The 26,646-nt window shown below is 36.5% G+C and carries 22 protein-coding genes and 1 tRNA gene; 16 read left to right on the plus strand and 7 right to left on the minus strand.

The features are described from left to right. Positions 1-4: 4 nt before the first annotated feature. The 3 genes from ACJRPK_RS04590 to ACJRPK_RS04600 all read right to left on the minus strand — a co-directional run bounded on the left by ACJRPK_RS04590 (position 5) and on the right by ACJRPK_RS04600 (position 2,583). A complete protein-coding gene (locus ACJRPK_RS04590; RefSeq protein ID WP_407138612.1) occupies positions 5-379 on the minus strand; it encodes a PleD family two-component system response regulator in 375 nt (124 codons plus the stop codon). Beyond that, positions 379-2,277 (minus strand): ATP-binding protein, encoded by a 1,899-nt coding sequence (locus ACJRPK_RS04595; RefSeq protein WP_407138613.1) that lies wholly within the window; start codon positions 2,275-2,277, stop codon positions 379-381. The genes ACJRPK_RS04590 and ACJRPK_RS04595 overlap by 1 nt, the downstream gene beginning before the upstream one ends. A gap of 233 nt (positions 2,278-2,510) precedes the next feature. Continuing rightward, positions 2,511-2,583: transfer RNA gene (locus ACJRPK_RS04600), tRNA-Phe, on the minus strand. A gap of 97 nt (positions 2,584-2,680) precedes the next feature. On the opposite strand from ACJRPK_RS04600, the gene ACJRPK_RS04605 reads away from it, so the two are divergent. The 6 genes from ACJRPK_RS04605 to ACJRPK_RS04630 all read left to right on the plus strand — a co-directional run bounded on the left by ACJRPK_RS04605 (position 2,681) and on the right by ACJRPK_RS04630 (position 10,533). Next, entirely contained in the window at positions 2,681-3,412 is a 732-nt protein-coding gene (locus tag ACJRPK_RS04605; protein ID WP_407138614.1) for a type III pantothenate kinase, read from the plus strand. Further along, positions 3,409-4,653: a hypothetical protein gene (locus ACJRPK_RS04610; protein WP_407138615.1), complete on the plus strand. Its 1,245-nt coding sequence runs from the start codon at positions 3,409-3,411 to the stop codon at positions 4,651-4,653. The genes ACJRPK_RS04605 and ACJRPK_RS04610 overlap by 4 nt, the downstream gene beginning before the upstream one ends. 16 nt (positions 4,654-4,669) lie before the next feature. Next, positions 4,670-6,040 carry a tetratricopeptide repeat protein gene (locus ACJRPK_RS04615; protein WP_407138616.1) on the plus strand — a complete coding sequence of 457 codons (1,371 nt, stop codon included), beginning with the start codon at positions 4,670-4,672 and terminating at the stop codon, positions 6,038-6,040. Continuing rightward, positions 6,040-6,597 carry an LPS export ABC transporter periplasmic protein LptC gene (lptC, locus tag ACJRPK_RS04620; protein ID WP_407138617.1) on the plus strand — a complete coding sequence of 186 codons (558 nt, stop codon included), beginning with the start codon at positions 6,040-6,042 and terminating at the stop codon, positions 6,595-6,597. The genes ACJRPK_RS04615 and lptC overlap by 1 nt, the downstream gene beginning before the upstream one ends. A gap of 203 nt (positions 6,598-6,800) precedes the next feature. Continuing rightward, positions 6,801-8,069 carry a hemolysin family protein gene (locus tag ACJRPK_RS04625; protein ID WP_407138618.1) on the plus strand — a complete coding sequence of 423 codons (1,269 nt, stop codon included), beginning with the start codon at positions 6,801-6,803 and terminating at the stop codon, positions 8,067-8,069. Positions 8,070-8,412: 343 nt separating this feature from the next. After that, the gene (locus tag ACJRPK_RS04630; RefSeq protein WP_407138619.1) at positions 8,413-10,533 is read left to right on the plus strand and encodes a peptidylprolyl isomerase; all 2,121 of its coding nucleotides are present in this window, start codon (positions 8,413-8,415) and stop codon (positions 10,531-10,533) included. 101 nt (positions 10,534-10,634) lie between these two features. Here the strand turns inward: ACJRPK_RS04630 and galE are convergent, their stop codons facing one another. Both galE and ACJRPK_RS04640 read right to left on the minus strand, forming a co-directional pair. Further along, positions 10,635-11,651: a UDP-glucose 4-epimerase GalE gene (gene galE / locus ACJRPK_RS04635; protein WP_407138620.1), complete on the minus strand. Its 1,017-nt coding sequence runs from the start codon at positions 11,649-11,651 to the stop codon at positions 10,635-10,637. Between the two features lie 215 nt (positions 11,652-11,866). After that, a complete protein-coding gene (locus ACJRPK_RS04640) occupies positions 11,867-12,322 on the minus strand; it encodes a GAF domain-containing protein (RefSeq protein ID WP_407138621.1) in 456 nt (151 codons plus the stop codon). Between the two features lie 86 nt (positions 12,323-12,408). Here ACJRPK_RS04640 and ACJRPK_RS04645 point away from each other — a divergent pair, with 86 nt between their 5' ends. The 9 genes from ACJRPK_RS04645 to ACJRPK_RS04685 all read left to right on the plus strand — a co-directional run bounded on the left by ACJRPK_RS04645 (position 12,409) and on the right by ACJRPK_RS04685 (position 22,042). Further along, a complete protein-coding gene (locus ACJRPK_RS04645; protein ID WP_407138622.1) occupies positions 12,409-12,855 on the plus strand; it encodes an HYC_CC_PP family protein in 447 nt (148 codons plus the stop codon). Positions 12,856-13,131: 276 nt separating this feature from the next. Next, entirely contained in the window at positions 13,132-14,391 is a 1,260-nt protein-coding gene (locus ACJRPK_RS04650) for a TolC family protein (protein WP_407138623.1), read from the plus strand. A 28-nt stretch (positions 14,392-14,419) separates the two neighbouring features. Further along, the gene (locus ACJRPK_RS04655) at positions 14,420-14,992 is read left to right on the plus strand and encodes a DUF3347 domain-containing protein (RefSeq protein WP_407138624.1); all 573 of its coding nucleotides are present in this window, start codon (positions 14,420-14,422) and stop codon (positions 14,990-14,992) included. A 27-nt stretch (positions 14,993-15,019) separates the two neighbouring features. Then, positions 15,020-15,586: a helix-turn-helix domain-containing protein gene (locus ACJRPK_RS04660; RefSeq protein ID WP_407138625.1), complete on the plus strand. Its 567-nt coding sequence runs from the start codon at positions 15,020-15,022 to the stop codon at positions 15,584-15,586. A gap of 70 nt (positions 15,587-15,656) precedes the next feature. Next, complete coding sequence (locus ACJRPK_RS04665) at positions 15,657-18,158, plus strand: heavy metal translocating P-type ATPase (RefSeq protein ID WP_407138626.1); 2,502 nt, start codon at positions 15,657-15,659, stop codon at positions 18,156-18,158. Between the two features lie 11 nt (positions 18,159-18,169). After that, positions 18,170-18,751, plus strand: a complete 582-nt coding sequence (locus ACJRPK_RS04670) for a DUF2911 domain-containing protein (protein ID WP_407138627.1) — start codon at positions 18,170-18,172, stop codon at positions 18,749-18,751. 7 nt (positions 18,752-18,758) lie between these two features. Further along, positions 18,759-19,469 carry a PepSY domain-containing protein gene (locus ACJRPK_RS04675; protein WP_407138629.1) on the plus strand — a complete coding sequence of 237 codons (711 nt, stop codon included), beginning with the start codon at positions 18,759-18,761 and terminating at the stop codon, positions 19,467-19,469. A 54-nt stretch (positions 19,470-19,523) separates the two neighbouring features. Beyond that, on the plus strand, positions 19,524-21,251 hold the full coding sequence (locus ACJRPK_RS04680) for an efflux RND transporter periplasmic adaptor subunit (protein WP_407138630.1): 1,728 nt from the start codon (positions 19,524-19,526) through the stop codon (positions 21,249-21,251). A gap of 26 nt (positions 21,252-21,277) precedes the next feature. Further along, entirely contained in the window at positions 21,278-22,042 is a 765-nt protein-coding gene (locus tag ACJRPK_RS04685; RefSeq protein WP_407138632.1) for a M15 family metallopeptidase, read from the plus strand. A gap of 84 nt (positions 22,043-22,126) precedes the next feature. On the opposite strand, the gene aceA is transcribed toward ACJRPK_RS04685, so the two are convergent. Both aceA and aceB read right to left on the minus strand, forming a co-directional pair. Next, positions 22,127-23,404: an isocitrate lyase gene (aceA, locus tag ACJRPK_RS04690; protein WP_407138633.1), complete on the minus strand. Its 1,278-nt coding sequence runs from the start codon at positions 23,402-23,404 to the stop codon at positions 22,127-22,129. A 36-nt stretch (positions 23,405-23,440) separates the two neighbouring features. Further along, positions 23,441-25,039: a malate synthase A gene (aceB, locus tag ACJRPK_RS04695; protein ID WP_407138634.1), complete on the minus strand. Its 1,599-nt coding sequence runs from the start codon at positions 25,037-25,039 to the stop codon at positions 23,441-23,443. A 119-nt stretch (positions 25,040-25,158) separates the two neighbouring features. Between aceB and ACJRPK_RS04700 the strand changes: the two genes are divergently transcribed. Further along, entirely contained in the window at positions 25,159-26,640 is a 1,482-nt protein-coding gene (locus ACJRPK_RS04700) for a helix-turn-helix domain-containing protein (RefSeq protein ID WP_407138635.1), read from the plus strand. The last annotated feature ends 6 nt before the right edge of the window (positions 26,641-26,646 follow it).

The following is a 26,646-nucleotide window of genomic DNA, read 5'->3' on the forward strand; positions in this document are numbered from 1 at the left end:
TAGCTTAAGCTATCGAATGATCTTGTTTTATTAACTTTTTTACTTTAGCTAAGAAAGGCTCCAGCTCAAAGGGCTTTGCTATAAATCCAGATGCTCCGGCCTCCAAACATTCTTTTTCAGCTTCATGTAAGGCAGACATCATAAGAATTGGAATATCTTGCAATTTTTCATCTAACTTAAGCGATGCACAAACTTTTGTTCCATCAGTTCCCGCGATATATTTATCCAGCAGGATTAATTGAATTTCATTATTTACAATCTGATTTTTGATCGTCTTAGGATCTTTAGTGATAATCGCATTGTAATTATTAAATTCTAATATCTCCTTGACCATCACCCCAAGGATTTTGTCGTCATCTACAACTAAAACAGTATTCATTAATTATTTTTATTAAAATTTATTAAGGGTAAAGTGAATGTGAATTTTGATCCTTTACCTTTTTTACTCTCTACATCTATGGTTCCTCCATGACGGTCAATAATTTCTTTGACCAGAAATAAACCAATACCAAACCCTGAAAATGTTTCTTCATTTTCTCCTTCAACTCTATAAAAGCGATCAAAGATTTTGCTAAGGTCTTTTTTCGGGATGCCTATCCCATAATCTTTTACACTGATCGCTCCATAGTTTTCATCTTTTTTATAAATAGCGATTTCTATCAACTGACTTTTTGGAGCATATTTAATGGCGTTAGTAATTAGATTTATCAATACTTGCCCAACTCTATCCCGGTCAGCAAGTACTTCCATCTCAAAGCTATCATGAAATTCAACTTCACTTAAATCTGACGAAAATCTAATGTCTTCTACAGTTTCGTAGATTAATTCGTTGAGACTAAAATGTGTCTTTTTCAATTCTAACTTACTATTTTCTACTCTGGAGAGATCAAGCATTTCAGAGATTAATCGGGTGAGTCTGGATACTTGGCTATCGATTCTTTTTAATGATCGTTGCACCGGGACTAATGCTTCCGGAAATTCCTGATTGGCATTAATCATACTTAATAACAACTGAACATATCCCTTGATTGAAGTGACAGGTGTTTTTAATTCATGACTCACCATTTTGAGAAATTCTTCTTTTCGTCTCTGCTCTTCTTTTACTCTGTGAATTTCGGTACAGGTACTCAACCAAGTTTTAATATTTCCGGTCTCATCATGAATTGCCACTGCGCGATATAAGTGCCATTTGTATTTACCGGATTTATTAAGAAAACGCAACTCCATTTCTTGACCCTCACCGGTTGCATAGGCAACGTTTAGTTTTTTAAAAAATTCTTCCTTATCATCCGGATGGATTATTTTTGTCCACCCTTTATTTTGTAGTTTTTTTAAACTAAGACCAGTGTATTCCTGCCAACTTTTGTTGTAATATATAATTTCGCCAGTTGGGTTTGCACTAATAATTTTATCAGGTAGGAGATCGATCATTTGCCTGAATTTCTTTTCGCTTTCAGAAATTTTATGATAGAGTTCTGTCTGTTTAGATACATTAGTGGCAATCACAGCTACTTTCTCTACTTTGCCATTAAGACTAAAAATAGGTTGATAGGCAAAATCATAGTAATCCTTAACCATCTTACCTTCTTTAAAATGCTCTGCAGGCACCTCAAAGGCGTGGTAGGCCTTACCGGTTGCCAGTACTTGTAATAAAAGATCTTCAAAACCTTGCTTTCTTATCTCCGGCAGAACTTCGAGTAGTGGTTTGCCAATAATATTTTTACCTTTTCCCCAATTCTCTAAAATTGTGTCATTAGCAATTTCAATGATTAGCTTTTCACCTTGTAAAATAGCGATAAGATAAGGAGAGAGATATATCAGTTGATCATAATTACTAATTTGTTCTTGTAGCTTGCGCTCTAGAGTTATAGAAGAGGTAATATCTTTTAAAGATACTAAAATACGATCGCTGGATAACTCTTCTGTAAATGAAAGTTTTTTGGCACTTATTTCATAGTGTTTATGAGCTATTTCTAGAGTAATTGGCACATTAGTAGATGGAGTTTCGTGTAGAATTGAATTAAGGAGTAATTTAATTTTTTTATGATCCCATTTTTTATTGTCAATTCCAAAAAATGATTTATTTAAGATATTTTCGGAAGGCTTATCAGATAAGGCTAAGAAAGCTTGGTTGCTTTCTAGTACGCGTAGTTGCTCATCCAAAAGCACAACGGGATCACCTAAATTATCAAAAATTATCTTAGGTAGACAAATACTGTTTTCAGAACTATTTTTGTCTTGTTTACGTGTGATACTATTCTCTTGGCTGTTTGTCAAATATGATTTTTTTAAAGCACTTTCTCTCATCTCGATATTCCCCACATAGGATTTGGTAAAGATATGTTTAAAGTGGAAGTGAATATTATAAATTGATGTTAAGGAGCCGAGTTTTTAGTTATTGTTATGATAAAATATTCCCTTGAATTAACACTCTAATCAATTTATTAAATCAGAATACCACAAAACAAAAAAACCCGAACACAAAGTTCGGGTTTTCTCTTGCTTTAAAGTGGTGCCTCCAGGAATCGAACCAGGGACACAAGGATTTTCAGTCCTTTGCTCTACCAACTGAGCTAAGGCACCTTGTTGTAAGCGGATGCAAATATAGAGCCTTTTTTTAATTCGCAAAAGATTTTTTTAAAAAAATCTGTTTTGTACCTTTGAACAATAGTTAAAAAACATGAATTTAGTCATCGATATTGGCAATACAACCATTAAGATAGGGGTATTTAATGGAGAGAAATTGGTCTTTAAAATAGCAGCACAATTAAAAGATTTTGAGGAGGTTATTGTTTCTGTTTTGTCCGAATATCAAGAGCTGAAAAAAGCGATTATCGCATCGGTAGGAAAGTTGTCCCAAAAAAAATTAAATTTTCTTCAAAAAAAAATTGAAACCTTAGTTTTGGATGAACATGTATCGATTCCCTTTAAGAATTTATATAGCACTCCACATACTTTGGGCGTAGATCGTATAGCACTCATTGCTGCGGCAGTTTATAATTGCCAAGGTCAAAATGTATTAGTGATCGATGCAGGAACATGTATCACCTATGATTTTAAAAATAAAAACGATGAATATTTAGGAGGAGCGATATCACCGGGGATACATCTTAGATATTCTAGCTTACATACGCACACGGCTAAGCTGCCAAAATTAAGTTTAATCGCTCCTGATCAACTAACTGGAGATGGTACAATAAATGCAATACATTCTGGCGTTGTGAATGGCGTTGTATACGAAATTGATGGAGTAATTGAAGAATATTGCAACATCTATGGTGATTTAACAGTTATTTTAACCGGAGGAGATGCACATTTTTTGTCTAAAAGATTAAAAAATAGCATATTTGCCACCTCTAATTTTTTGTTAGAGGGTCTAAATTATATTTTAGCATTTAATAATACTCAATGATAAAGAAGATTTTAGTAGTCCTGCTGGTGATTGTTGCCGGTTTTTCATATGCGCAAGAGGGAACATCCTCACCTTATTCCTACTATGGTATCGGGCTCCAAAAATTCAAAGGTACGGTCGAAAACAGGTCCATGGGGGGGTTGAGTTTTTTGACAGATAGTATTCATATAAATTTGCAAAATCCTTCGGCCTACGGTGATTTAAAACTTACCGCCTATACTTTGGGTGCTACGTATAATTCTTTGAAACTAAATAGTCAAAATGGCTCATCTTCTACAGATAATGCAACTTTAGATTATCTGGCTGTTGCTATTCCTGCCGGAAAATTTGGTTTTGGTTTTGGTGTAGTGCCTGTAAACGCTGTAGGGTATCAATTAAAGTCAGAGCAGGCGGATGGTTCAGAAACGCGTTTTAGCGGAACCGGAGGTCTTAATCGTGTATTTTTAGCAGCGGGTGTTCAAATTAATAAAAACTTAAATGTAGGATTAGATCTACATTACAATTTTGGAAATATTCAGAATAAAGTACTACGCACTCGTTCAGATATTTTATTTAGCACACGTGAAATTAATGATTCTGATTTATCGGGTTTTAGTATGTCATTAGGTGTAACATATCGTACGATGCTTACTGATAAGCTTGAGCTGACTACTTCAATAGTTTCCAGTCCCTCTTTTGCATTAACTTCAGAAAATGACAGAACTTTGTCCAGTGTTGTTGTGAATAGCAGTGGCGGCGAAACGCTTATCGAGTCACAGGATGTTGAGGTTGAAAATCGGGATCTGGATTTGCCGGCAGAGTTTAAATTCGGCGCTGGTATTGGTGCTCCTAAAAATTGGTATGTAGGAGGAGAATATAGCTATGTAGATGCAGAGAATTTTGAAAATCGTTCTTTTACGCAGGAAGGAGTTACCTACGATAACGCATCAAAATTTAAATTAGGGGGGTATTATATACCTAATTATCGTTCACTTACCAGTTATTTAAATCGTATTGTATATAGAGCTGGGGTGCGGTATGATGAAACAGGTTTGACTATTGATGATAATGCAATAAATGAGTTTGGCATATCTTTTGGAGTAGGACTACCAGTGGGAAGATTGTTCTCTAATCTAAACATCGGTTTTGAATACGGACAGCGTGGAACAAAAGATGCCGGATTAATAAGAGAAGATTTTATGAACCTCTCATTAAGTTTATCTTTGAACGACAAATGGTTCAGACAAATAAAGTTTAATTAACTACAATTTATAAAATATGAATACTAAATTTTTATACACGTTAGCAGCTGGTTTGGTTTGTGGGGTAGCGAGTCTTAATGCTCAGGCTACCGACTGCGCAACTACGGCTTCTATTGCATATGAGCATGCCAAAGTGAAAAATTATGAAGCAGCAGAGAAACCTTTATGGGAAGTTCGTAAAGAATGTCCTACATATAGTGTTGCGACCTATCAATTTGGTGAGAAATTATTGAAGGCTAAATTAAAAAAAGCTCCGGATGCTGAGAAGACAGCTGTAGTAAATGAGTTAATTTCTTTACTAAAAGAACGTTATCAATATTTCCCTGGTAAAACAAAGATAGGAGATTTGCACTCTGATATAGGTCAATTAATGTTTGACAACAATATTGGAACTAAAGAGTCTCAATTTGAAGCATTTGATAAAGCATATACAGAGGACAAAGAAAATTTCAAAGGAGCTAAAAAGCTATATACATACTTTACACTATTCGTAGACTTACATAATGAAGGTAAGAAAGAGTTGCAGGCTGTATTTGATCTTTATGACGATGTAACGGAAAAGATTGAAGGTGAAGAAAGTGAAAAGGCTGCTACAATAACTGAGTTGACTGAAAAATTAGACGCAGGAACAGCTTTAACTTCAAAAGAGAAGAGAAGCTTAAAGAATGCAGAAATTAATTTGCAAGCATATAGTAAGGTGAAAGCTGGTGTTAATCAAAAGCTTGGTGTTCTAGCGGACTGTGAGAATTTGATTCCGCTTTATAACGGACAGTTTGAAGCTAAAAAAGGAGATGCTATTTGGTTAAAAGGAGCTGCAGGAAGAATGTCAGCTAAAGAATGTACCGAAGACCCATTATTTTTCAAATTGGTTGAAGCGTTGCATAAAGCAGAACCTTCTGCTAAATCTGCATACTATTTAGGATTGTTAGCATTAAAGGATAATAAGAGATCAACGGCTCTGGATTACTTTAACCAATCGGCAGAACTAGAAACTAAAGCAAGTGATAAGGCAAAAGTGTACTTTAGAATTGGTGAAGTTTTGAAAAAGCAAGGAAGTTTTGGTAAGGCAAGAAGTTATTATAGAAAAGCTTTAAACTATAAACCTTCTATGGGAGTTGCTCATCTTAGAATAGCAAGTATGATTGCTAGTAGTGCAAATAATTGTGGAGATGATGTGTTTAGCAAAAGAGCTGTATATTGGTTAGCTGCAAACTATGCAAACAGAGCAGGTAAAATTGATCCTAGTTTAAAATCTACGGCAGCGCAAACTGCAGCTAGTTATAATGCAAAAGCACCATCAAAAACCGATATTTTTAACAACCCAGGAGTTACTTCGGTAAAAATCGGATGTTGGATCGGCGAAACGGTAAGAGTTCCTAAGTTGTAATGCGTAAAAGCTTACCTCATATAATCATAAACTTTGTCACAGCATTTGCTGTGACATTGTTTTTTTCATGTCAATCGAAGCGGAATAATCAAAATCGATCTGTGAGTATAGAAGATGTGCCAATAGGCGAGATTTTTGATGTTAATCTGAAATATACAGATTCCGGAAGATTGACTGCAGTGCTTAAGGCTCCAAAAATCTTAGATTTTACAAATCAAAACTTCGCATATCACGAATTTCCTGATGGTGTTGTGTTGGATCTAATCGATAAAGAAGGTAAAATAAGTGTGGTCAAGGCTGATTACGCTATATCTTACAGAGAAACCGGACTTATAGATATGCAGGGCAATGTAGATATTAAAACTGCAGATAGTACCCATCTCAAAGCAAAACAACTATATTGGAATCAAAATAACGATTGGATTTTTACCGATCAGCCTTATACCAGTTATTTGCCGGACGGAGCTATCAATCAAGCTGATGGTTTTGATGCTAACCAAGATTTTACTATCTTGAATTCTCGCATTAATGAAGGTGTAATGGTTATAGATGAATAAAATAGTATGATGAAATTTTTTAAATTTTTTGAAATCGCATATATTTTAATCGCGATTTTTTTTCTTTATCAGGCCTACATCGAGTGGGATTTAGAAGATAGCAAAAGTATTTTGTATCTCTGTTTTGCAGGGGTTGCTGTGTTTATGTATTTCTTCAAAAGAAATTTCCGTAAACGTATTGATGCTAATAAGAATAAGCAATAATGGAACTCCAAATTATTGTTGTTGTAATATCTCTACTGCTTTCTGCTTTTTTTTCCGGAATGGAAATCGCATACGTATCTTCCAACAAGATTCATATTGAAATAGAAAAAAAACAAGGTGGCTTCTTGGCTAGTATACTGATTTTGTTGACCAGAAAACCATCAAAGTTTATTGCTACTATGCTTGTAGGCAACAACATAGCGTTGGTGATTTATGGATTTTATATGGGAGATCTACTGGTGCAACTGCTACAGGGGTTCTATCCACAACTAACCGGCGGACTAAGTTTGTTGATTCAGACAGTGTTGTCAACGTTGGTTATTTTATTGACCGCAGAGTTTTTACCAAAAGTTTTTTTTCAGATTTACGCTAATTTTTTCCTGAAACTATTCTCGTTTCCGGCTTACGTTTTTTATGTGTTGTTTTCTCCTGTGTCTACTTTCATTATCTGGGTGTCTGATTTTGTATTAAAGCATTTTCTAAAAACAGATGGGGATGAAGTGCAATTAGCGTTTAGTAAAACCGAATTAGGAGATTACATCACAGAACAAATGGAGGCTGTAGAGTCCCATGAGGATATCGACAGTGAAATTCAGATTTTTCAAAATGCGTTGGAATTTTCTGAAGTGAAATCAAGAGAAGTGATGGTGCCACGTACCGAAGTTGTTGCTGTAGATAAAGATAAAGCAGTAGACGAGGTAAATACAATTTTTGTAGAAACCGGACTTTCTAAAATCTTAGTTTACAATGAAACCATCGATGATATTATAGGGTATGTGCATTCCTTTGAGCTTTTCAAAAAACCGGTTTCTCTTCGATCCATACTAATGCCTGTTGTTTTTGTTCCCGAAACGATGTTTGTCAAAGATGTTCTCAATCTGTTGACCAAAAAACATAAAAGTATGGCCGTTGTAATAGATGAATATGGTGGAACTAGTGGTATTATTACAGTAGAGGATATCGTTGAAGAGCTTTTTGGAGAAATTGAAGATGAGCATGATTCTGTTGAATTAATAGAAGAACAGTTGGATGCGGATCGTTACCGTTTTTCTGGCCGTATGGAAGTAGACTATATTAACGAAACCTATAAAATTAATTTGCCCGTTGGCGATAATTACGAAACCCTTGGTGGTATGATTGTCGATCATACCCAAGAAATTCCGCAGCAAGGAGACGAAATTTTACTAGCAGGTTTTAAGCTTCATATTGTTGAGACTTCGACGACAAAGATTGAGGTAGTTGAGTTACATCGTATTCAAGAGGAGTAGTGAGTATTTTCTAATAACGGCATGCTTTAATCTCTACTTTAGCTATGTTGTTATGAGATTAAGGACCTAAATAAATAGCATAATCGGTTTCTAATTTCTAAGTAGTTTGGTAAAGAAAGTGTCTTTTTAAAACAACGAAGAGTTGACGACAACTCCATCAGTTTCTTCACAATTTTGAATTGCAGCAAGAAGTCTAAGTACAGCTTTTTATCATCAGGATACGACTGATAGTTTACTGCATATCAGAAAGTAAAAAAAGTTGTAAAGACTTTTGTTCTTTAATTGGTATTAATCCAATAAAATGGTATTTTCGCCCACTATATTTGAATAAATTACACTTACAATGGCAGTTTTAAATAAAATTAGACAACGTTCAGTTTTCTTAATTGTGATTATCGCACTTGCGCTATTTTCATTTGTATTGGCAGATTTGATCCGTAATGGCGGAGCAATTTCTCAAAAATCTCAGAATACAATAGCAACAATCAATGGAAATGATATTGATAGAACAGCGTTTGCTCAAAAGGTAGAGGCTGCATCCAGAAGTTTTGGAACGAATGGTTCTAGCATTCAAGCAGTAAATTATGTTTGGAATCAAGAAGTTAGAGAAGTATTGTTCGATGAACAATTCGAAGAGCTGGGGATCCAGGTTGGGGAGGATGAAGTGAATATTCTCGTACAAGAGTCGTTAGCAAATAATCCTACATTTCAAAACGAAGCAGGAGTTTTTGATAAAGCTAAATTACAGGAATATGTTGCAAACGTTAAAGCGACATCACCTGAAGCGTATCAACAATGGTTGGATTATGAAGCTTCTGTAAGTAAAGGTGCTAAAGAAGAAGCTTACCTGAATATGATTAAAGCGGGTGTTGGAGCTACATTGAGTGAAGGCGAACTTGCTTATAAAATGGAAAATGATAAAGTTGATATCAAATATGTACAATTGCCTTATAGCAGTATTCCTGATACTGAGGTAACTGTTTCAGATGCAGAAATAGAAGCGTATATCGAGAAATATCCTAAACGTTATAAAGCGGATGCATCGAGAAGTCTTCGTTATGTTGTATTTGAAGAAAAGCCAAGTGAAGAGGACGAAGCTGAGTTAAAAGAGGAAATTACTGCACTCCTTAATGATAGAGCCGAATTTAATAGTGCTACAAATACTACAGATAGTATCAAGGGTCTTAGGAATACTGAGAATGTTGAAGAATTTATAAATGAAAACTCTGCGTTAAAATACAGTGATCGCTTCAGCTTTAAAAATAATGTATCTTCAGCTATTGCCGATGATGTATTTGAGAGTAATGTTGGTGACGTTTTTGGGCCGTATAAGGATGGTGAATATTACAAAGTGTCTAAAATTGTAGCCAAGGAAACTATGCCTGACTCAACAAAAGCAAGTCATATCCTAATTTCCTGGAAAGGTTTAAATACTGCAGGTACAACTGAAAGAACAAAAGAAGAGGCTAAGAAACTTGCTGATAGTATTTTGGCAGTAGTGAAGTCTGATAAGGATAAGTTTGCAACCTTAGCTACAGAGTATTCTGCTGATTCTTCGAATAAGGATAAAGGAGGCGACTTAGGTTATTTTACACCTGGAACTATGGTAAAGCCTTTCAACGATTTTAGTTTTAATAACGGAAAAGGAGAGATAGGAGTTGTAGAGACAGCTTTTGGATATCATATCGTAAGTATCGAAGATCAAACTGAAGCAAAAACGGCGGTGAAGCTTGCAACACTTGCCAGAAAGATTGAATCTAGTGAAAAGACGATGAACACTATCTTTACCGAAACGACAAAGTTTCAAAAAGAAGCTAAGGATTCAGACTTCAGCGAAGCAGCCAAAGCAAAGAACTTAACTGTTCGCCCGGTAAATAAAATTAAGGAATTAGAAGAAAATATACCTGGTTTAGGAGCACAGCGTAGTGTTGTACAATGGGCTTTTAATGAAGATACCAATGTAGGTGATATTAAGCGTTTTGATGTACCTGCAGGATATATTGTAGTACAACTTACGGCAAGTACTGAAAAAGGTTTAATGAGCGCTGCTGATGCTTCAATGACAGTGAAGCCTATTTTGTTAAAAGATAAAAAAGCAGAATTGCTGAAAAATAAAATATCAGGTACTACTTTAGATGCAATTGCTAGTAGCCAAGGGCAAACGGTAAAAACAGCATCTGCACTTAATATGACCACACCCACTATTAGCGGTGCCGGGACAGAGCCTAGAGTTGTAGGCGCTGCATTCGCATTGGCTGAAGGTAAAGTTTCAAATCCGATTCAAGGTAATAACGGAGTGTATGTTATTGAAGTTGTTAAAAAGACACCTGCAATCAAACTTGACACTTATAAAAGTTATGCAAATCAAACGTCAAAAACACAGGTTAACGCAGTAAATTCTCGTGTGTTTAATGCATTAAAAGATGCTGCGGATATCGAAGATAAAAGAGCCAATTTTTATTAAACAGCTATAAATAGCATAGCACATAAAAGCATAAAAAAAGCCCCGAAGATTTTTCTTCGGGGCTTTTTTGTATTTGTTTTTAGTCGTTCTTGAGGTTTAATTTAAGAACGAACCTTTTGCTCCCATTTCCAGGCAGAAGCTAATGCGTCATCTAAGCTACTCTCAGCTTTCCATCCTAGCTCAGTATTCGCATTGGACGTATCTGCATATGCTGCGGTGATATCGCCTTCACGCCTTCCAACAATTTTATAGTTTAATTTTTTGTCGGATACGGATTCAAATGAGTTAATTACTTCTAGCACGGTATTGCCTGTACCGGTTCCTACATTGAACACTTCAAAATTGGCAGGATTATTCTTTTCTAATAATCGCTGTAGTGCAATAACATGTGCTTTGGCAAGGTCCACAACATGGATGTAATCTCGTATACAGGTGCCGTCACTTGTTGGATAATCATCTCCGTACACAGAAAGCTGATCTCTCATACCAATGGCTGTTTGGGTGATATACGGAATTAAATTTTGTGGAACTCCGATAGGTAACTCACCGATCTCAGCAGTGGGATGTGCTCCAATGGGATTAAAATAACGCAAGGCTATAGCGTTGAGATTTGTCTTAACTTTACAAGTGTCCCGTATTATTTCTTCCCCGATTTGTTTCGTATTTCCGTAAGGAGATTCTGCCGGTTTGACCGGAGCGTTTTCTGTAATAGGAAGTTCATCAGCTTGACCGTAAACTGTACAAGAGGAACTAAAAATAAAATTAGCTATCTGTAAGTCCTGTAACTCTTGTAAAAGATATACTAGAGTAGCAATATTATTTTCATAATATAGCAACGGTTTTTCGACGCTTTCTCCAACAGCTTTTGAAGCTGCGAAGTGAATTACTCCTTTGATATCAGTATGTCGCTTAAAAAAATCTTGCACTTTGGATTTATCGCGTAAATCAAACTGCTCAAATTCGGGTTGTGTGTTAGTAATTTTTGTGATGCCTGCAAGTACCTCCACCGAAGAGTTGGAGCAGTTATCAATAATCACAACTTCGTACCCTTTATTTTGAAGCTCAACTACCGTATGAGATCCAATAAAACCGAGACCTCCGGTTACTAAAATTTTCATTTATTAATTTTTTCAATGGCTATGGATGTAACTTATCCATATTGGTTAGGTTACAAATGTATAAAATCGAGTGCTCTTCAAATCAACAAACAACGTTAGGGAGTGTTATCTTTTTGCCAAAATTGATAAAATAAGATACATCGTTGAAGTGAGCCTTCATAAAAAGACAAGGTCAGGAGTTTCCTGACCTTGTCTTTTTGCGGTAAATTTGAAAGTTATAAGATTTGTGAGACTTTCTTGTTTACAAACTCTAAAAATCGCTCATCCTCCTCAGTAAAAGGGTCAGGGGAATCAGAATCGATGTCGATTTGACCAATATTCTCTCCGTCCTTAAACATGGGAACAACAATTTCAGATTTTACTGAAATGCTACATGCAATATAGTTGTCTTGTGCCTGAACATCCGGAACTACAAAATTTTCATTCGATACCGCCACTTGTCCACAGATTCCTTTTCCAAAAGGAATGATCTCATGATCTGTAGGAGCTCCGACATACGTTCTTAATTTCAGCTCCTCTTTATCTCCGTTTTTGAAATAAAATCCAACCCAGTTATAGTAGGTGACATTATCCTTCAGTAATTGGCAAATAGCCCGCAGTTTTTCATCAGTAGAAAGTTTCTGAGTTTCAATAATTGTATCAACTTCAGGTTTTAGTGCTTCTAAGGTCATAGATCAAAATTTGATGCAAAAATATTTATTATTTCTTAGAATCGATCGCTTAAGTCATTCTATTGTTATGTTAAAATAAATCGATATTGAAATTATTACGTACTTTTGTAGTAATGAAAAATGCTTTTCGAAATATTATTTCGGTTCTACTTGCGGTTTTAGTTTTGTCTTCAACACTATCTTTTACCGTATCTAAGCATTACTGCGGAAATTTCTTGGTTAATACGGCTATTTTTACGCCTGCTAAAACCTGTGGTATGGAGGCCGAACTTCAATCCACATCTCCCTCAAAAACATTAGTTCACAAAACACCTTGTTGTAAGGACACATTGCAGGTGGTTAAGGGACAAGATGAATTGAAAAATGCATTTGATATCCTTGACTTCAAAAAGCTGGTATTTACGCAGACTTCTCAAAGTGCGTATCACAACTTTCTGAAACCAATTGAGAGTACACCAATATTTTACTCAAAATATTCACCACCACCCATCATCAGGAACTTCACCCAATGGTATGGCACTTTTCTAATTTGAGATGCTAAGAGTGCGATAGGTGATTTACCCCTGTTGTGAGCTACGTGTAAATATCATAGTATTTTAAGAGATAAATTTTAAAATACTTTAGAGAGCACCGTCATCTATCCATTAACGTTCGATCTATCTTTTAAAGCTTTGCAACGATAGTTTGCATGAGGAAAATTCCTTACAAGGATTGGTCTGAGTCATAGAATTAAGTTTTGTAGTTTTCAACCCGGATAGAAATCATTATTTTTCTAAGATCAACAAATTTATAAAAGTAACATGACGCAATTGAATACAATTTTTTATATAAACGAAAGGCCGGCAATTGGTGTTGGTTTTATTCTCTTGTTTTCCATGCTTAATATTAGTTTGGGTATTGCGCAAACCCTTCAGGATTATCAGGAAGAAGCTGTACAGAACAATCCTGAATTGAAAGCTTTGCAGTACAATCTGGATCTAAGTGAAGAACGGATAAATGAAGCAGGAAGTTTACCCAATACTACTGTATCAGCGGGCTATTTTGTGCAAGAGGCTGAGACCAGAACCGGTGCACAGAAAGCAAGATTTAGTGCACAACAAATGGTTCCTTTATTTGGAGTGCTAAATGCTAAAAAAGATGCCGCCAGACAGATGAGCTTGGTTGAAATGAACAGACTGGAAACTGCTAAAAGCAAACTTTTCTTAAGTCTTAAACGAACATACTATACGCTATATGCCCTAAATGCCAAGCAGCAAATTTTACACGAACGGTATAAATTATTAGAAACATATAAGGAGATCGGTTTGACCGCACTTACTGCAAATCGCGCAACCGCGGTTGATATTTTAAAAATTAATATCGCTTTAAATGAAGTTCGTAATCAAGAGGAAATACTTAAGGGAGAAAAATTATCAACCCAAAAAGAATTTAATAGTCTTCTTAACCGTGATGGATTTGATTCAGTATATGTGGTCGATAATCTTTTTATTCCGGAGGAAGAACCTACTATGATTATGGAAGAAATAAATAATCATCCAGAACTCATGGCTTATGAATACCAAACCAATGTAATTGATGCTAAGCTAAAACTAAATAATAAAGAAGCGCTGCCGGCTTTGGGGTTTGGACTGGATTATGTAATTGTGCAAGAACGATCGGATATGATAGTACCGGATAACGGAAAAGATATTGTAATGCCTATGGTTTCTATGTCTATCCCTTTATTTGCTAAAAAATATAGATCACAATCCAAACAACTTGCCTTAGAGCAGGATAAAGTTATGCAACAATATGATGCTGCACAAAATATACTAGAAAATCGTTTGGAGCGCGCTATCAATGAGCGAATCACATCGAGAATCAATTATAATACACAACAAAAGAATATCGAGCAAGCACGTCAAGTTGAACAAATCCTTCGAACTGGCTATACAACTTCCCAAATTGATTTTGATGAGTTACTTGATATTCAAAAAATGATATTAGATTTTGAATATAAAAAGATTGATGCTATAAAACAATACTACATACAAACTGCAGAGATCACCTATTTAAACGTCAGTGAATAAGTATAAAACCATATTAAATTAAATAAACATGATAAAAAGAATGATTTTAAAAACAACAGTACTACTTGCAGGATCAATACTATTTTTTTCTTGCGCAAAAGAAAAGAAAACACACGAGACTCAGGTAAATCATGAAACTGTAGAGGCAGTTGAAGAGGAGGGTGTAAATTATAATGCTACAGATGATCGGACAGCCATCAAATTTGAAAATGAGATGGTGAGCAATCTATATACGCACTATTTAGCAATCAAAGGAGCTTTGGTAAATTCGAATCCAAAAGATGCGATGACGCACGCAAAAGCGTTATCAAACATGATTTCTGAGGATGAAAATTTTAAACAATTGAAGGCTACAGCAGAATTAATGGCGCTCACAACAGATATTGCAAAACAGCGTGATTTTTTTAGCACCCTTACAGATGAAACGATAAAGGTTATTGGTCAGGCTAAAATTGCTTCTGGTGAAGTATATAAGCAATTCTGCCCTATGGCATTTGATGGTAATGGAGGATATTGGTTGTCAGATTCCAAAGAAATTCGTAACCCATATTACGGAAACAGAATGTTGAAATGTGGAAGTGTAAAAGCAACTATAGAATAAAAACCATAGAAAGATTCTAAAAGAGCGATGGAAAAAGTGTTACACATAAAAAATATGGTTTGCGATCGCTGTATACTGGTGGTAAACCAGATTTTTGAGACTTTAGAGATTCCCGTAATTTCTTTAGAATTAGGCGTAGCAGTCATCGCTCTCAAAAATGCATCTTCTTTGGATAGCATTGATCGAGCCTTAGAAGAAAAAGGCTTTGTTCGTGTTTTAAAAGAGCAAGCGCAATTGACCAATGCCATCAAAGGAGTTCTTATAGCAACAATGGACGGAGAAAATGGAATCCCTAATGAAAACATATCTTCTTTTTTAGTAGAAAAACTTGGCAAAGATTATGGGCAACTTAGTAAATGTTTTAGCAGGGTTGAGAAAATGACAATTGAAAAATATTGGATACAACTAAGAGTTGAAAAAGCCAAAGAGTATATCCAGATGGGAACTATGAATTTTTCTGAAATAGGGTACGCACTAAATTATAAAAGTAGTAGTCATCTTGCATCCCAATTTAAGATGATAGTTGGGGTAAGCATGAGTGAATACCGAAAAAGTGAACATTGGAACCGTAGAGCTTTAGACCAAATTATATAAAAATGAACCATAACTTCATAAACAGCTTAGTGGGAATATGCTAATTTTATAGTGGTAAAAATGATGTAAAATGAAGCACACATATAAAATTCAGGGGATGAGCTGTAATGGCTGCCGAGCTCATGTTGAAAAGACACTGAGTACAATTGATCATGTTGAAAAAGTAGTGGTGAGTCTTGAAGATGCCGAAGCAACGATTGAAATGGCGAAGCATATTCCGATTACAACTTTTCAAAAAGCGTTAGATACGGATGGGGGCGGCTATGCAATAGCTTTACCGGGACAGGAATTTATATCATCTCAAACATCAAATACGAAAGCATCAGATGGTAAAGGGACCGGTGTTTTTTATTGCCCCATGCATTGTGAAGGAGAAAAAACGTATGATCAACCAGGAGATTGTCCAGTGTGCGGAATGGATTTGGTAGAAGAAATTAGTTTGAAAGCTTCAGTAACACAATATACATGTCCTATGCACCCGGAGGTTGTCGAAGATGCACCTGGAGATTGTTCTATCTGCGGAATGGATCTTGTTCCTATAAAAGCAGATGCGAGTGCAGAAGAGAAGAACTACAAACGACTGCTAAAAAAGCTATGGATAGCGAGTGCCTTTACATTACCGATTTTTCTAATCGCTATGTCAGAAATGGTACCGGATAATCTGTTGTATGATTGGATGGACATGGTGTACTGGAACTGGATACAACTGTTTTTATCACTGCCCGTTGTATTTTATGCAACTTGGATGTTTTTTGAACGTGCTTATCGATCTATCGTTACCTGGAATCTCAATATGTTCACCTTAATCGGTATTGGAGCAGGGATTGCCTGGGTGTTTAGTGTATTCGGATTGTTATTCCCTGATTTTTTTCCGTCTCAATTTAAATCACATCAAGGGACAGTGCATGTGTATTTTGAAGCTGCAACGGTAATTTTAACTTTAGTGCTTCTGGGTCAGGTATTAGAAGCACGGGCACATAGTAAGACCAATAGCGCAGTAAAAGAGTTGCTTAAACTGGCACCAAATATCGCTTACAGAGTTACAGACGGTGAAGAAGAACGCATACAAATAGATCAAATCGTTATCGGAGATCGATTGCGTGTAAAACCAGGAGATAAAATTCCTGTAGACGGTCGTATCGATGAAGGTGCCAGCACCGTAGATGAATCGATGATTACCGGCGAACCTATTCCTGTAGATAAGAACGTTGGAGATATGGTGCGTTCGGGTACTATCAACGGAACGCAATCTTTTGTAATGTTGGCTGAAAAAGTGGGTAATGACACCCTTTTGTCTCAAATTATCGAAATGGTGAATAAAGCGAGTAGGAGTCAGGCACCTATTCAAAAACTTGCAGATAAAATCTCCGGATATTTTGTTCCGGCGGTAGTAGTTAGTGCTATCATTACTTTTATAGTCTGGGTACTTGTCGGACCCGACCCGGCATATGTGTATGCGCTGGTAAATGGTATAGCTGTGTTGATAATCGCATGCCCCTGCGCCTTGGGCTTGGCAACACCCATGTCCGTTATGGTTGGTGTGGGTAAAGGAGCGCAATCCGGCATACTAGTTAAGAACGCAGAAGCCTTACAGAAATTGAATACAATTGATACCTTAATTATAGATAAAACCGGAACCATAACCGAAGGAAAACCTTCAGTAGAGGATGTCGTATCTGTTTCTGATAGGTATTCAAAAAATGAAGTGTTGCAATATATTGTTTCCCTGAACCAACATAGTGAACACCCATTAGCAGAAGCTACCGTTCAATATGCAAAACAACAGAACATAACAGCATTTGAAACTGAGAAATTCACTTCGATTACAGGAAAAGGAGTGACAGGAACCACTTCAGGAAAAAAGATAGCTTTAGGGAATGAGAAATTGATGATTGAAGTAAACGCTTCGCTCTCAAAAGAACTGAATAGTAGTGTCATTCAGGAACAACGACGCGGTAAGACAGTATCCTATCTTTCTGTTGATGGTATAGCGGTAGGATTTGTGGTGATCAGTGATGCCATTAAGAAAACCAGTAAAGAAGCTATTGCGACGTTAATAGCCAAAGGTATTGACGTCATTATGTTGACCGGGGATAATGAAGATACTGCGAGGGCAGTTGCATCAACCTTAGATCTTACGGATTTTAAAGCAGAAATGTTGCCTCAGGATAAGTTATCAGTGGTAGAAAATCTACAGAAGAAAGGAAAAAAAGTAGCGATGGCTGGAGACGGTATCAACGATGCACCTGCATTAGCACAGAGTGATGTAGGAATTGCTATGGGAACCGGAACCGATGTAGCAATTGAAAGTGCAGAAATAACTTTGGTAAAAGGGGATTTACAAGGGATCGTAAAAGCACGAAACCTTAGTCATAAGGTGATGGGAAATATCAAACAAAATTTGTTTTTCGCATTGATTTATAATGTGGTTGGAATACCTGTAGCGGCAGGGGTTTTGTTTCCTTTTTTCGGCATCTTATTATCTCCGATGATTGCCGCCTTAGCAATGAGTTTTAGTTCGGTTTCAGTAATTGCAAATTCATTACGATTAAAAGCCGCAAAAATTAATTAATAATAAATAAGATGAAAAAACTAATAGGTGTTGGTGTAGTATTAATGTTATTTTATGGTTGCAACGAAAATAAAAAAGAAAGCCCAATACACTCCAATCATGAAGTAACGAATGTTGAGGTGCAGACTGCAAGAAAAACATTGAGCCCCCATAAGAGTGTCATGCAAATGATAGGTGACGCACATATTCATATTGATTACTCCTCGCCCGGGGTAAGAAACAGAATTATTTTTGGAGGATTATTACCTTATGATACAGTTTGGCAGGCTGGAGCTCATAACGCTACTTGGATCGAAACCAATAAAGACTTAATTATTAACCAAAAAGAGCTGCCCTCGGGTAGATACGGTTTCTTTGTAATTCCTTCAAAGGATTCATGGATCTTAATTTTTAATAAGAATTGGGAACAACATGGCAAAGATGAATACTCCGAGCAAGATGATGTTTTAAGATTTGATGTGGCACCTGTTACCGTAAATGAGGTTCAAGAGCATTTAGAATACACTATTGAGAAAAAGGACAGCGACGAAGGTTTGATACGATTAAGATGGGAAAAGATAGAGGTGAAATTTCCTTTTAAAGTCAAAAAATAACTATCTTATGGTAAGAAGAAAACTTGCTATTAATATTCGAAAAACCCATAGGTATTTGGGACTCTTTATCGGCGTTCAATTTTTGCTATGGACAATTAGTGGCTTATATTTTAGCTGGACAGATATTGATGAAATCCATGGAGATCAATTTAAAAAAGAAGCTGTACTCTTAAGCTCCTTTGCTAATCTACAGAGTCCTTCTAAACTGCAGCCTACTGTACCTCTTAAGTCTTTGGAGTTAAAAGATATCGCAGGGGAACCTTTTTATTGGGTTAATGAAGAAATATTGTTGCATGCAAGGACTGGAGCTCTCAAGAAAGAAATTACAGAAGACGAAGCAACTAAAATTGCAGAAAAAAACATGAGGGATGGACTCTTAGTAGAAAACATTAGGCGAATCGAAAATGTTGATGAGCACCATGAGTATAGAGGACGGCCATTACCTGCTTTTGTTATTTCATATAAATCCACTAACGATATTAAAGCATATGTCTCTATTACAGATGGAAAGTTTCAAACTTTGAGACATAGAGACTGGCGATTTTTTGACTTTTTATGGATGACACATACTATGGATTATGAAGGAAGAGATAATTTTAATACAGTTATTCTCAGAGCTTTTTCTTTATTAGGTTTGTTGACGGTACTCAGTGGGTTCTTACTCTGGTATATAAGCTCTCCAACCGTAAGAAGATTAGTAAAGTTAAAGAGGAACTGAAGATTCAAATGTTGAGTCTCAGTAAGGAATATTTCAAATTATAACAAACAGCTTATGGATAGAAAGGTTTTATATATTGCTTTAGCAGCTTTAGCAGCTTTAGCAGGATTGTTTGCCGGTTATTTTATTTTTGGAAACAACGAGGTGTCTACCGAAACAAGCAACATGCATGATCACGATTTAGAAAGCAATGCGGATCAATTGTGGACATGTTCTATGCATCCGCAAATACAGCAATCAGAACCGGGAGATTGTCCAATCTGCGGCATGGATTTGATTCCTGCAGAAACGTCCTCAGATGGTTTAAGTATTGATCAATTTAGATTGACTAAAAATGCCATGGCACTGGCAAACATCCAAACCCAAAAAGTCGGAACTAGTGGTTCAGCAAATAATACGTTATCTCTTTCTGGAACTATAGTTAAAAATGAAGAAAAGGAAGTAGTGCAAACTGCTTATTACGCCGGGAGGTTAGAAAAGCTGTATGTGAACTTCGAAGGAGAAACAGTAAAATCAGGGCAATTGTTGGCTCAGATATATGCTCCTGAACTGATTGCTGCGCAACAAGAACTTTTAACAATGGCTGCTCTTAAGAAATCGCAACCCGATTTGTACAATGCTGTACGTAGCAAATTATTACTATGGAAGTTCTCAAACAAGCAGATCGATGCGATAGAATCTTCCGGAGTAGTACAAAATACAATTCCAATATATGCTAAGTCATCCGGTATTGTGATTTCAAAAATGGTGGAAGTTGGTGATTACGTTAAGGAGGGACAGCCGATACTTAAGATAGCAGATCTAAGTACAGTTTGGGCAGTTTTTGATGTGTATGAATCTGCTATTGATCAATTGAAAAAGGGTCAGAACATAACAATCCGTACCAAGACGTTTCCTGAAGAAATTAAATCAACTATCTCATTTATCGATCCCGTACTTAACTCTAATACCAGAGTGGTAGCAATTCGTGCCGTACTTCCAAATAAAAAAGATAGACTGAAACCCGGAATGTTTGTAACGGGAGAGGTCAATGTTTCTGGCAATGACCCAAAGCCAGAAGAAATAATTATTCCTAAAAGTGCAGTATTATGGACGGGAAAACGTTCTGTGGTTTATGTTAAAACTAATCCGGATGAGCCGGTGTTTGAAATGAGAGAACTCAAAATAAAAAATAATATTGGTGAATCCTATACTATATCAGAGGGGTTGTCTCCTACAGATGAAATAGTGGTCAACGGAGTTTTTACAATAGATGCTTCCGCACAGCTGCAAGGGAAGCGATCGATGATGAATTCTAAGAAACCTCAAAGTCACTCGATGAATGAAAGTGTAATGGTGATACCTAGTGCAGTCCAAAAAGAATTTGAAGAGGTAATTTTGAATTATATTACGCTCAAAGATGCCTTTGTCGTTGCGGATGCAGAAAAAATTAAAGAGGGAGCTAGCCTATTGTTAGTGTCCACAGCAAAGATAGAACGATCTGCGATGGATAAAATGCTTAGCTCTCATGTTTTCAGGATCGAAGAAATGGCACAAGCAATACTTGATAATGAAACGATTGAAAATCAGAGAGATCATTTTATTGCGCTTTCTGAAGAGATTATTGCGATTGCGAAAAACATGGATACTTTAAACAGTACCTTTTATATCATGAATTGTCCTATGGCAGATTCAAATAAAGGCGCAGATTGGCTTAGTAAAGACGAGAAGATTAAAAATCCGTATTTTGGACTTGAAATGCTTGGATGTGGGAGTGTGATTGATACCCTTTCTACAAAATAAAGGTGTTGAGCTAAACGGTTTATATAATGAGAAGTTATTCTTGGTTTTTATTAATTGGTTTATTGATTTCGTGTGCTAAGCCTGTTGAAGAGAAGAAAACGTTTTCCGAAGAAAAAACCAGCACTCCGTCTAAAGAAACTGAGCTGTCTAGTCAAAAGCGTGAAGATAAGAAAGCAAAAAGTAATCCTGTGACGCAAATTAAAGCGGATCCGAACGAACTTAAGGCATTACCGGATGCTACCTTAGTTGATATTACCAAGTATTCCGATGAGTTCACTTTGAATATCAAATATGCAACTTCGGATAATTTCCTGAAAACAGCTGTCTATGACTGTGCAGCCTGTTATGTCCGTGCACCCGTAGCTGTTGCTTTGATAAAAGCTAATAATAAATTAATGGAACTGGGATATCGTTTGCAGTTTTTTGATTGTTATCGACCCCATAGCGTACAAAAAAAGATGTGGGAGATTTTCCCCAAGCCTGGATATGTAGCTAATCCACGAGGAGGTTCAATTCATAATAAAGGTGCTGCAGTTGATCTAACAATAACAACCTTGGAAGGTTTGCCTATTGATATGGGGTCGGCCTATGATCACTTTGGATGGGAATCGCATCATGCCTATGCTAATTTAACAGATGAGGTGAAGCAACATCGGACATTGCTCAAAGAAACCATGTTGGCTTTTGATTTTAAAACTATTAGAACAGAGTGGTGGCATTATAATTATGTGGGGGGACGGCGCTATCCAATTTCAGATTTCAAATGGAATTGTACCGAGGATGAAGAGTAAATAGTTTTCTTTTTAAAAACCTTTAGAAAAAAATACAGCATCCAAAAGGATGCTGTATCGCAACAATAATAAAATCGGAAAAAATTAAAATTGCTCAACTTCTGTGCTTCCTGCCATAGCTACGGTAGAGGAACGCCCTGCCGTTACTGTGTTTTGAACAGCATCAAAATAAGTGGTTCCAACAAAACCTTGATGTTTTACAGCTCTAAAGCCATCTTTTTGCAAAGCAAACTCACGTTCTTGTAGTTCTGAATAACCTGCCATACCACGTTCTTTATAAGCTTTTGATAGCTCAAACATACTTGTGTTTAGTGCATGAAAACCTGCCAGCGTAATAAACTGAAATTTATATCCCATAGCCGCTAGTTCTTCTCTGAACGTTTCCATTTCTTTTACAGATAATTTTGATGCCCAATTAAAAGAAGGAGAACAATTATACGCTAACATTTGATTTGGATATTTGGCATGAATCGCTTCTGCAAATTTGCGAGCTTGCTTCAGATCAGGGTTACTGGTTTCCATCCAAATGAGATCTGCATACGGTGCATACGAGAGACCACGGTCAATACCTTGCTCTATTCCATTTTTAACATGGAAAAAACCTTCGTCAGTACGTTCACCTGTTACAAATTTATGATCCCGTGCATCAATATCACTAGTCAATAGATTTGCTGCGTCAGCATCTGTTCTTGCGATAATTATAGCAGGTACACCCATTACATCTGCAGCAAGTCTTGCAGCAACCAGCTTGTTGATCGCTTCTTGCGTAGGGACCAATACTTTTCCGCCTAAATGCCCACATTTTTTAGCAGAACTTAATTGATCTTCAAAATGCACACCACTGGCTCCTGCTTCTATCATGGCCTTCATCAATTCAAAAGCATTGAGATTACCTCCAAATCCTGCTTCGGCATCGGCAACAATAGGAACTAAATAATCTTTGGTAGTTGTTTCTTCATTAACCACCTGTATTTGATCAGCTCGTAAAAGAGCGTTATTGATGCGTTTTACCACTTGTGGTACACTATTAGCCGGATATAAGGATTGGTCGGGATACATTTGGCCCGCAAGGTTTGCATCGGCTGCTACTTGCCAACCGCTTAAGTAGATAGCCTCTAATCCAGCCTCGACTTCTTGAACTGCTTGATTACCGGTTAGTGCTCCTAATCCTGCTACAAAATCTTGTGTTTTAAGCTTCATCCAAAGTTTTTCGGATCCTTGCTTAGCAATACTGTGCTCTATACGATACGAGCCTTGTAATTTTACCACCTCTTCTGCAGTGTAAGGACGGGTTACGTTGTTCCATCTTGGATTGGTAGACCAGTCTACAAGAAGTTCTTCAATTCGTTGCTGTGTATTCATAATATATTGATTTTAGTGTATTCGTTTAAATTATTTTTATAGATAGGTGTATGCCTTTGTGGTTAAAAACTCATCGAGTTCATTACTTTCGACTAAATCTCTGAACAGCTGTACCGCATTTTGATATGTTTGTTTTTCAAACAATGCTGCGCCAACTTGCTGTTCAATAGTATTGAGTTCGTCATCTAAGAGTGTTTGATATAGCTCTTGGTTAAAAGTTCGGCCATCATCGAGTGCCACTTTATTTTGTAGCCATTGCCATATCTGTGTTCTGCTTATTTCTGCTGTCGCAGCATCTTCCATTAGATTATACAAAGCAACTGCTCCATTACCACCAAGCCAAGTAGCGATATAGTGTATGGCTACATTGATGTTTTTTCGTATACCTTGTTCGGTAATGGTACCTTTGGGAACCTCTATTAGTTGCTTTTCGGTAATTTGGATATCGGTACGTTTGTTAGCTATTTGATTTGCTTCTGGCATATGTGTATCAAAAATCTCGGTTGCCAACTTCACCATATCAGGATGTGCTACCCAAGTACCATCGTGGCCATTACGAACTTCGCGTTCTTTATCCGCACGGATTTTAGCAAAAGCTGCGGCGTTTTTTTCTTCATCATTTTTGATTGGGATTTGAGCAGCCATACCTCCAATAGCCAGAATATTTCTTTTGTGGCAACGCTGAATAACCAATTTGCTATAGGCATCCATAAATGGACTCGCCATAGTTACCTGGTCACGATCCGGAACAATATATTCAGGATGATTTCTCATTTTTTTGATATAGCTAAAAATATAATCCCATCGACCACAATTAAGACCAACGATATGATCTTTAAGAGCGTAAATGATTTCGTCTAACTGAAAGCTGGCAGTAATAGTTTCAATTAGGACTGTAACTTTAATCGTAGCATGAGCGAGACCCAGAAATTCTTCAGTAAAGTTTATCACATCATTCCACCAGATAGCTTCGGTAAAATGTTCCAGCTTTGGTAAATAATAGTAAGGTCCTGTTTGTTGTTCGTTCAAATTGATTGCATTGTGGAATACATATAACCCAAAATCAATCAACGAAGCACTAATAGGCTGGTGCTCAATCAACAGGTGTTTTTCTTCTAAGTGCAAACCTCTTGGACGCACTAAAAGCGTAGCACAATGCTCATTAAGATGATAGGTCTTATCACGTTTTGGGTGATAAAAAGAAATGGTTTTATTAACGGCATCTTTTAGGTTTTGCTGCCCTTGCATGCAGTTATCCCATAGCGGAGCATTACTGTCCTCAAAATCTGCCATAAAGGTTTTGGCTCCCGAATTAAGAGCGTTAATGACCATTTTTCGATCTACAGGACCGGTAATTTCGACACGGCGATCCAGAAGATCCGAAGGAATCTTTTCTGCAGACCATTCACTGTTTCTAATTTCTTTGGTGTGCTCAGGAAAACAAGGAAAAGACCCCAAGTCTAAGAGTTGCTGTCTGTATACTCTATTGTCAAGTAGTTGCAAACGTTTTGGATTAAAACGTTTGTGTAAAGCTTCTAAAAAAGTTAAAGCCCCGTCGGTTAAAATGTCCGGATAGTAATTTTTTACCTTCCGGTCAAAGCTGATTTTCTGATTAATATTGATTTGTGTCTCCATAACATATCGATTGAGTGAACAATATTAAAAAAAAGTTTTTTATAAAACAAGCGAACGTTCGCTAAATGAGAATATTTTGTTTTTGAAAATATTCGCAAGAATGCTTACTTTTGATCTATATGGCAATAGCAGAAGAATATATACGCTTGATTTTTGGTCTGAAAATCAAGCAGATACGTAACGAAAAAGAATTATCTCTATTTGGGTTATCTAAGTTGAGTGGTCTCTCAAAATCGTATTTAAATGAGATAGAAAAAGGAAAAAAATATCCTAAGACGGATAAAATTATTCGATTGGCTGAAACTTTAGAAGTGCCTTATGACAGTTTGGTGTCTTTAAAACTGGATAAAAACCTTGCGCCTATTGGAGAAATATTGCAATCGGGAATACTTGATGAGATTCCGCTGGAATTATTCGGAATTCAGCAAAGTGATTTAATTGATATTATCGCCAATGCACCTTCTAAGGTGAATGCATTTATAAGTACAATCATCGAGATTGCGCAGCACTATAACTTGAGCAGAGAAGGTTTTTATTTGGCTTCTTTGCGATCGTATCAAGAGGCACATAATAACTTTTTTAAAGAGCTTGAAGAAAAAGCCATTCGTTGTGCTAACTCCTATCAACTTGATCTAAACGGAAAAATAAATTCGGCCGAGTTAGAAGAAATTCTAACAGAGGAATATGGGTATAAAATTATAACAGAAGCTATCCCTAATCAGGAGGAATTGGAGAATTTACGCTGTGTCTTTGTACCTGGGACCAAAACGCTACTCTTGTCAGGTAGGGTGGATGAGGCTCAAAAAACATTTATTTATGCCAAAGAATTAGGGTATCAGTATTTGGAAATTAAAGAACGCCCTTATACATTTTCATGGATCAAATACGACAATTTTGAAGAGGTGTTGCATAATTTTTATGCCTCTTATTTTGCCGGCGTATTGATTTTACCTAGAGTACATCTTAAAAACCAATTGAAGACGGTTTTTTCAAGGAAAAAGTTTTCAGCCGTTGATTTTCATAAGGTGATGCATCAGTATAATGCTTCTCCGGAGTCATTTTATCAGCGTCTGACAAATATCTTACCAAAGGATTTTGGGATGCAGAATGTGTTTTTTCTTCGTTTTACCCACAAGCTGGGAGCGAATAAATTTAACTTGGTAAAAGAATTACATATTACGCATCAACAACAACCCCGTGCTAATGAAATAAATGAACATTACTGTCGTCGATGGATGGCTATTAAAACGTTGCAGCGCACGGCTAAAGAGAATATTCCATATGCTTTTGATATTCAGATCTCTGATTATGAAGACACTGGGCAGAAGTATTTAGTATTCACCTCGGCAACCAAAGATCCTTTTAGAAAAGAGTTTTACCGCAGTATTGGTATAGGGTTTTTAATTTCGCCGGCACTCGAAAAGAAAATAGCTTTTGTAAATGATGCAAAGATTGCTACGGTAAAAGTCGGAGTTACCTGTGAAACCTGTTCGATACATGATTGCGAAGTAAGAATGGCGCCCCCCAAACGATTACTGGCTAAAGAAAAGTTCAAAAAAACCGAAACTTTGGTAGAGGAGATGATGAATAAGTTTTCTTAAGCAACC

Source organism: Aquimarina sp. 2-A2, assembly GCF_045505135.1.
Classification (GTDB): domain Bacteria; phylum Bacteroidota; class Bacteroidia; order Flavobacteriales; family Flavobacteriaceae; genus Aquimarina; species Aquimarina intermedia.

Coding starts and splice junctions, on each gene's coding strand:
- ACJRPK_RS04590 (WP_407138612.1), bottom strand. CDS start 379: ATGAATACTGTTTTAGTTGTAGATGACGACAAAATCCTTGGGGTGATG.
- ACJRPK_RS04605 (WP_407138614.1), top strand. CDS start 2,681: ATGAATTTAGTCATCGATATTGGCAATACAACCATTAAGATAGGGGTA.
- ACJRPK_RS04610 (WP_407138615.1), top strand. CDS start 3,409: ATGATAAAGAAGATTTTAGTAGTCCTGCTGGTGATTGTTGCCGGTTTT.
- ACJRPK_RS04615 (WP_407138616.1), top strand. CDS start 4,670: ATGAATACTAAATTTTTATACACGTTAGCAGCTGGTTTGGTTTGTGGG.
- lptC (WP_407138617.1), top strand. CDS start 6,040: ATGCGTAAAAGCTTACCTCATATAATCATAAACTTTGTCACAGCATTT.
- ACJRPK_RS04625 (WP_407138618.1), top strand. CDS start 6,801: ATGGAACTCCAAATTATTGTTGTTGTAATATCTCTACTGCTTTCTGCT.
- ACJRPK_RS04630 (WP_407138619.1), top strand. CDS start 8,413: ATGGCAGTTTTAAATAAAATTAGACAACGTTCAGTTTTCTTAATTGTG.
- galE (WP_407138620.1), bottom strand. CDS start 11,651: ATGAAAATTTTAGTAACCGGAGGTCTCGGTTTTATTGGATCTCATACG.
- ACJRPK_RS04640 (WP_407138621.1), bottom strand. CDS start 12,322: ATGACCTTAGAAGCACTAAAACCTGAAGTTGATACAATTATTGAAACT.
- ACJRPK_RS04655 (WP_407138624.1), top strand. CDS start 14,420: ATGATAAAAAGAATGATTTTAAAAACAACAGTACTACTTGCAGGATCA.
- ACJRPK_RS04660 (WP_407138625.1), top strand. CDS start 15,020: ATGGAAAAAGTGTTACACATAAAAAATATGGTTTGCGATCGCTGTATA.
- ACJRPK_RS04665 (WP_407138626.1), top strand. CDS start 15,657: ATGAAGCACACATATAAAATTCAGGGGATGAGCTGTAATGGCTGCCGA.
- ACJRPK_RS04670 (WP_407138627.1), top strand. CDS start 18,170: ATGAAAAAACTAATAGGTGTTGGTGTAGTATTAATGTTATTTTATGGT.
- ACJRPK_RS04675 (WP_407138629.1), top strand. CDS start 18,759: ATGGTAAGAAGAAAACTTGCTATTAATATTCGAAAAACCCATAGGTAT.
- ACJRPK_RS04680 (WP_407138630.1), top strand. CDS start 19,524: ATGGATAGAAAGGTTTTATATATTGCTTTAGCAGCTTTAGCAGCTTTA.
- ACJRPK_RS04685 (WP_407138632.1), top strand. CDS start 21,278: ATGAGAAGTTATTCTTGGTTTTTATTAATTGGTTTATTGATTTCGTGT.
- aceA (WP_407138633.1), bottom strand. CDS start 23,404: ATGAATACACAGCAACGAATTGAAGAACTTCTTGTAGACTGGTCTACC.
- aceB (WP_407138634.1), bottom strand. CDS start 25,039: ATGGAGACACAAATCAATATTAATCAGAAAATCAGCTTTGACCGGAAG.
- ACJRPK_RS04700 (WP_407138635.1), top strand. CDS start 25,159: ATGGCAATAGCAGAAGAATATATACGCTTGATTTTTGGTCTGAAAATC.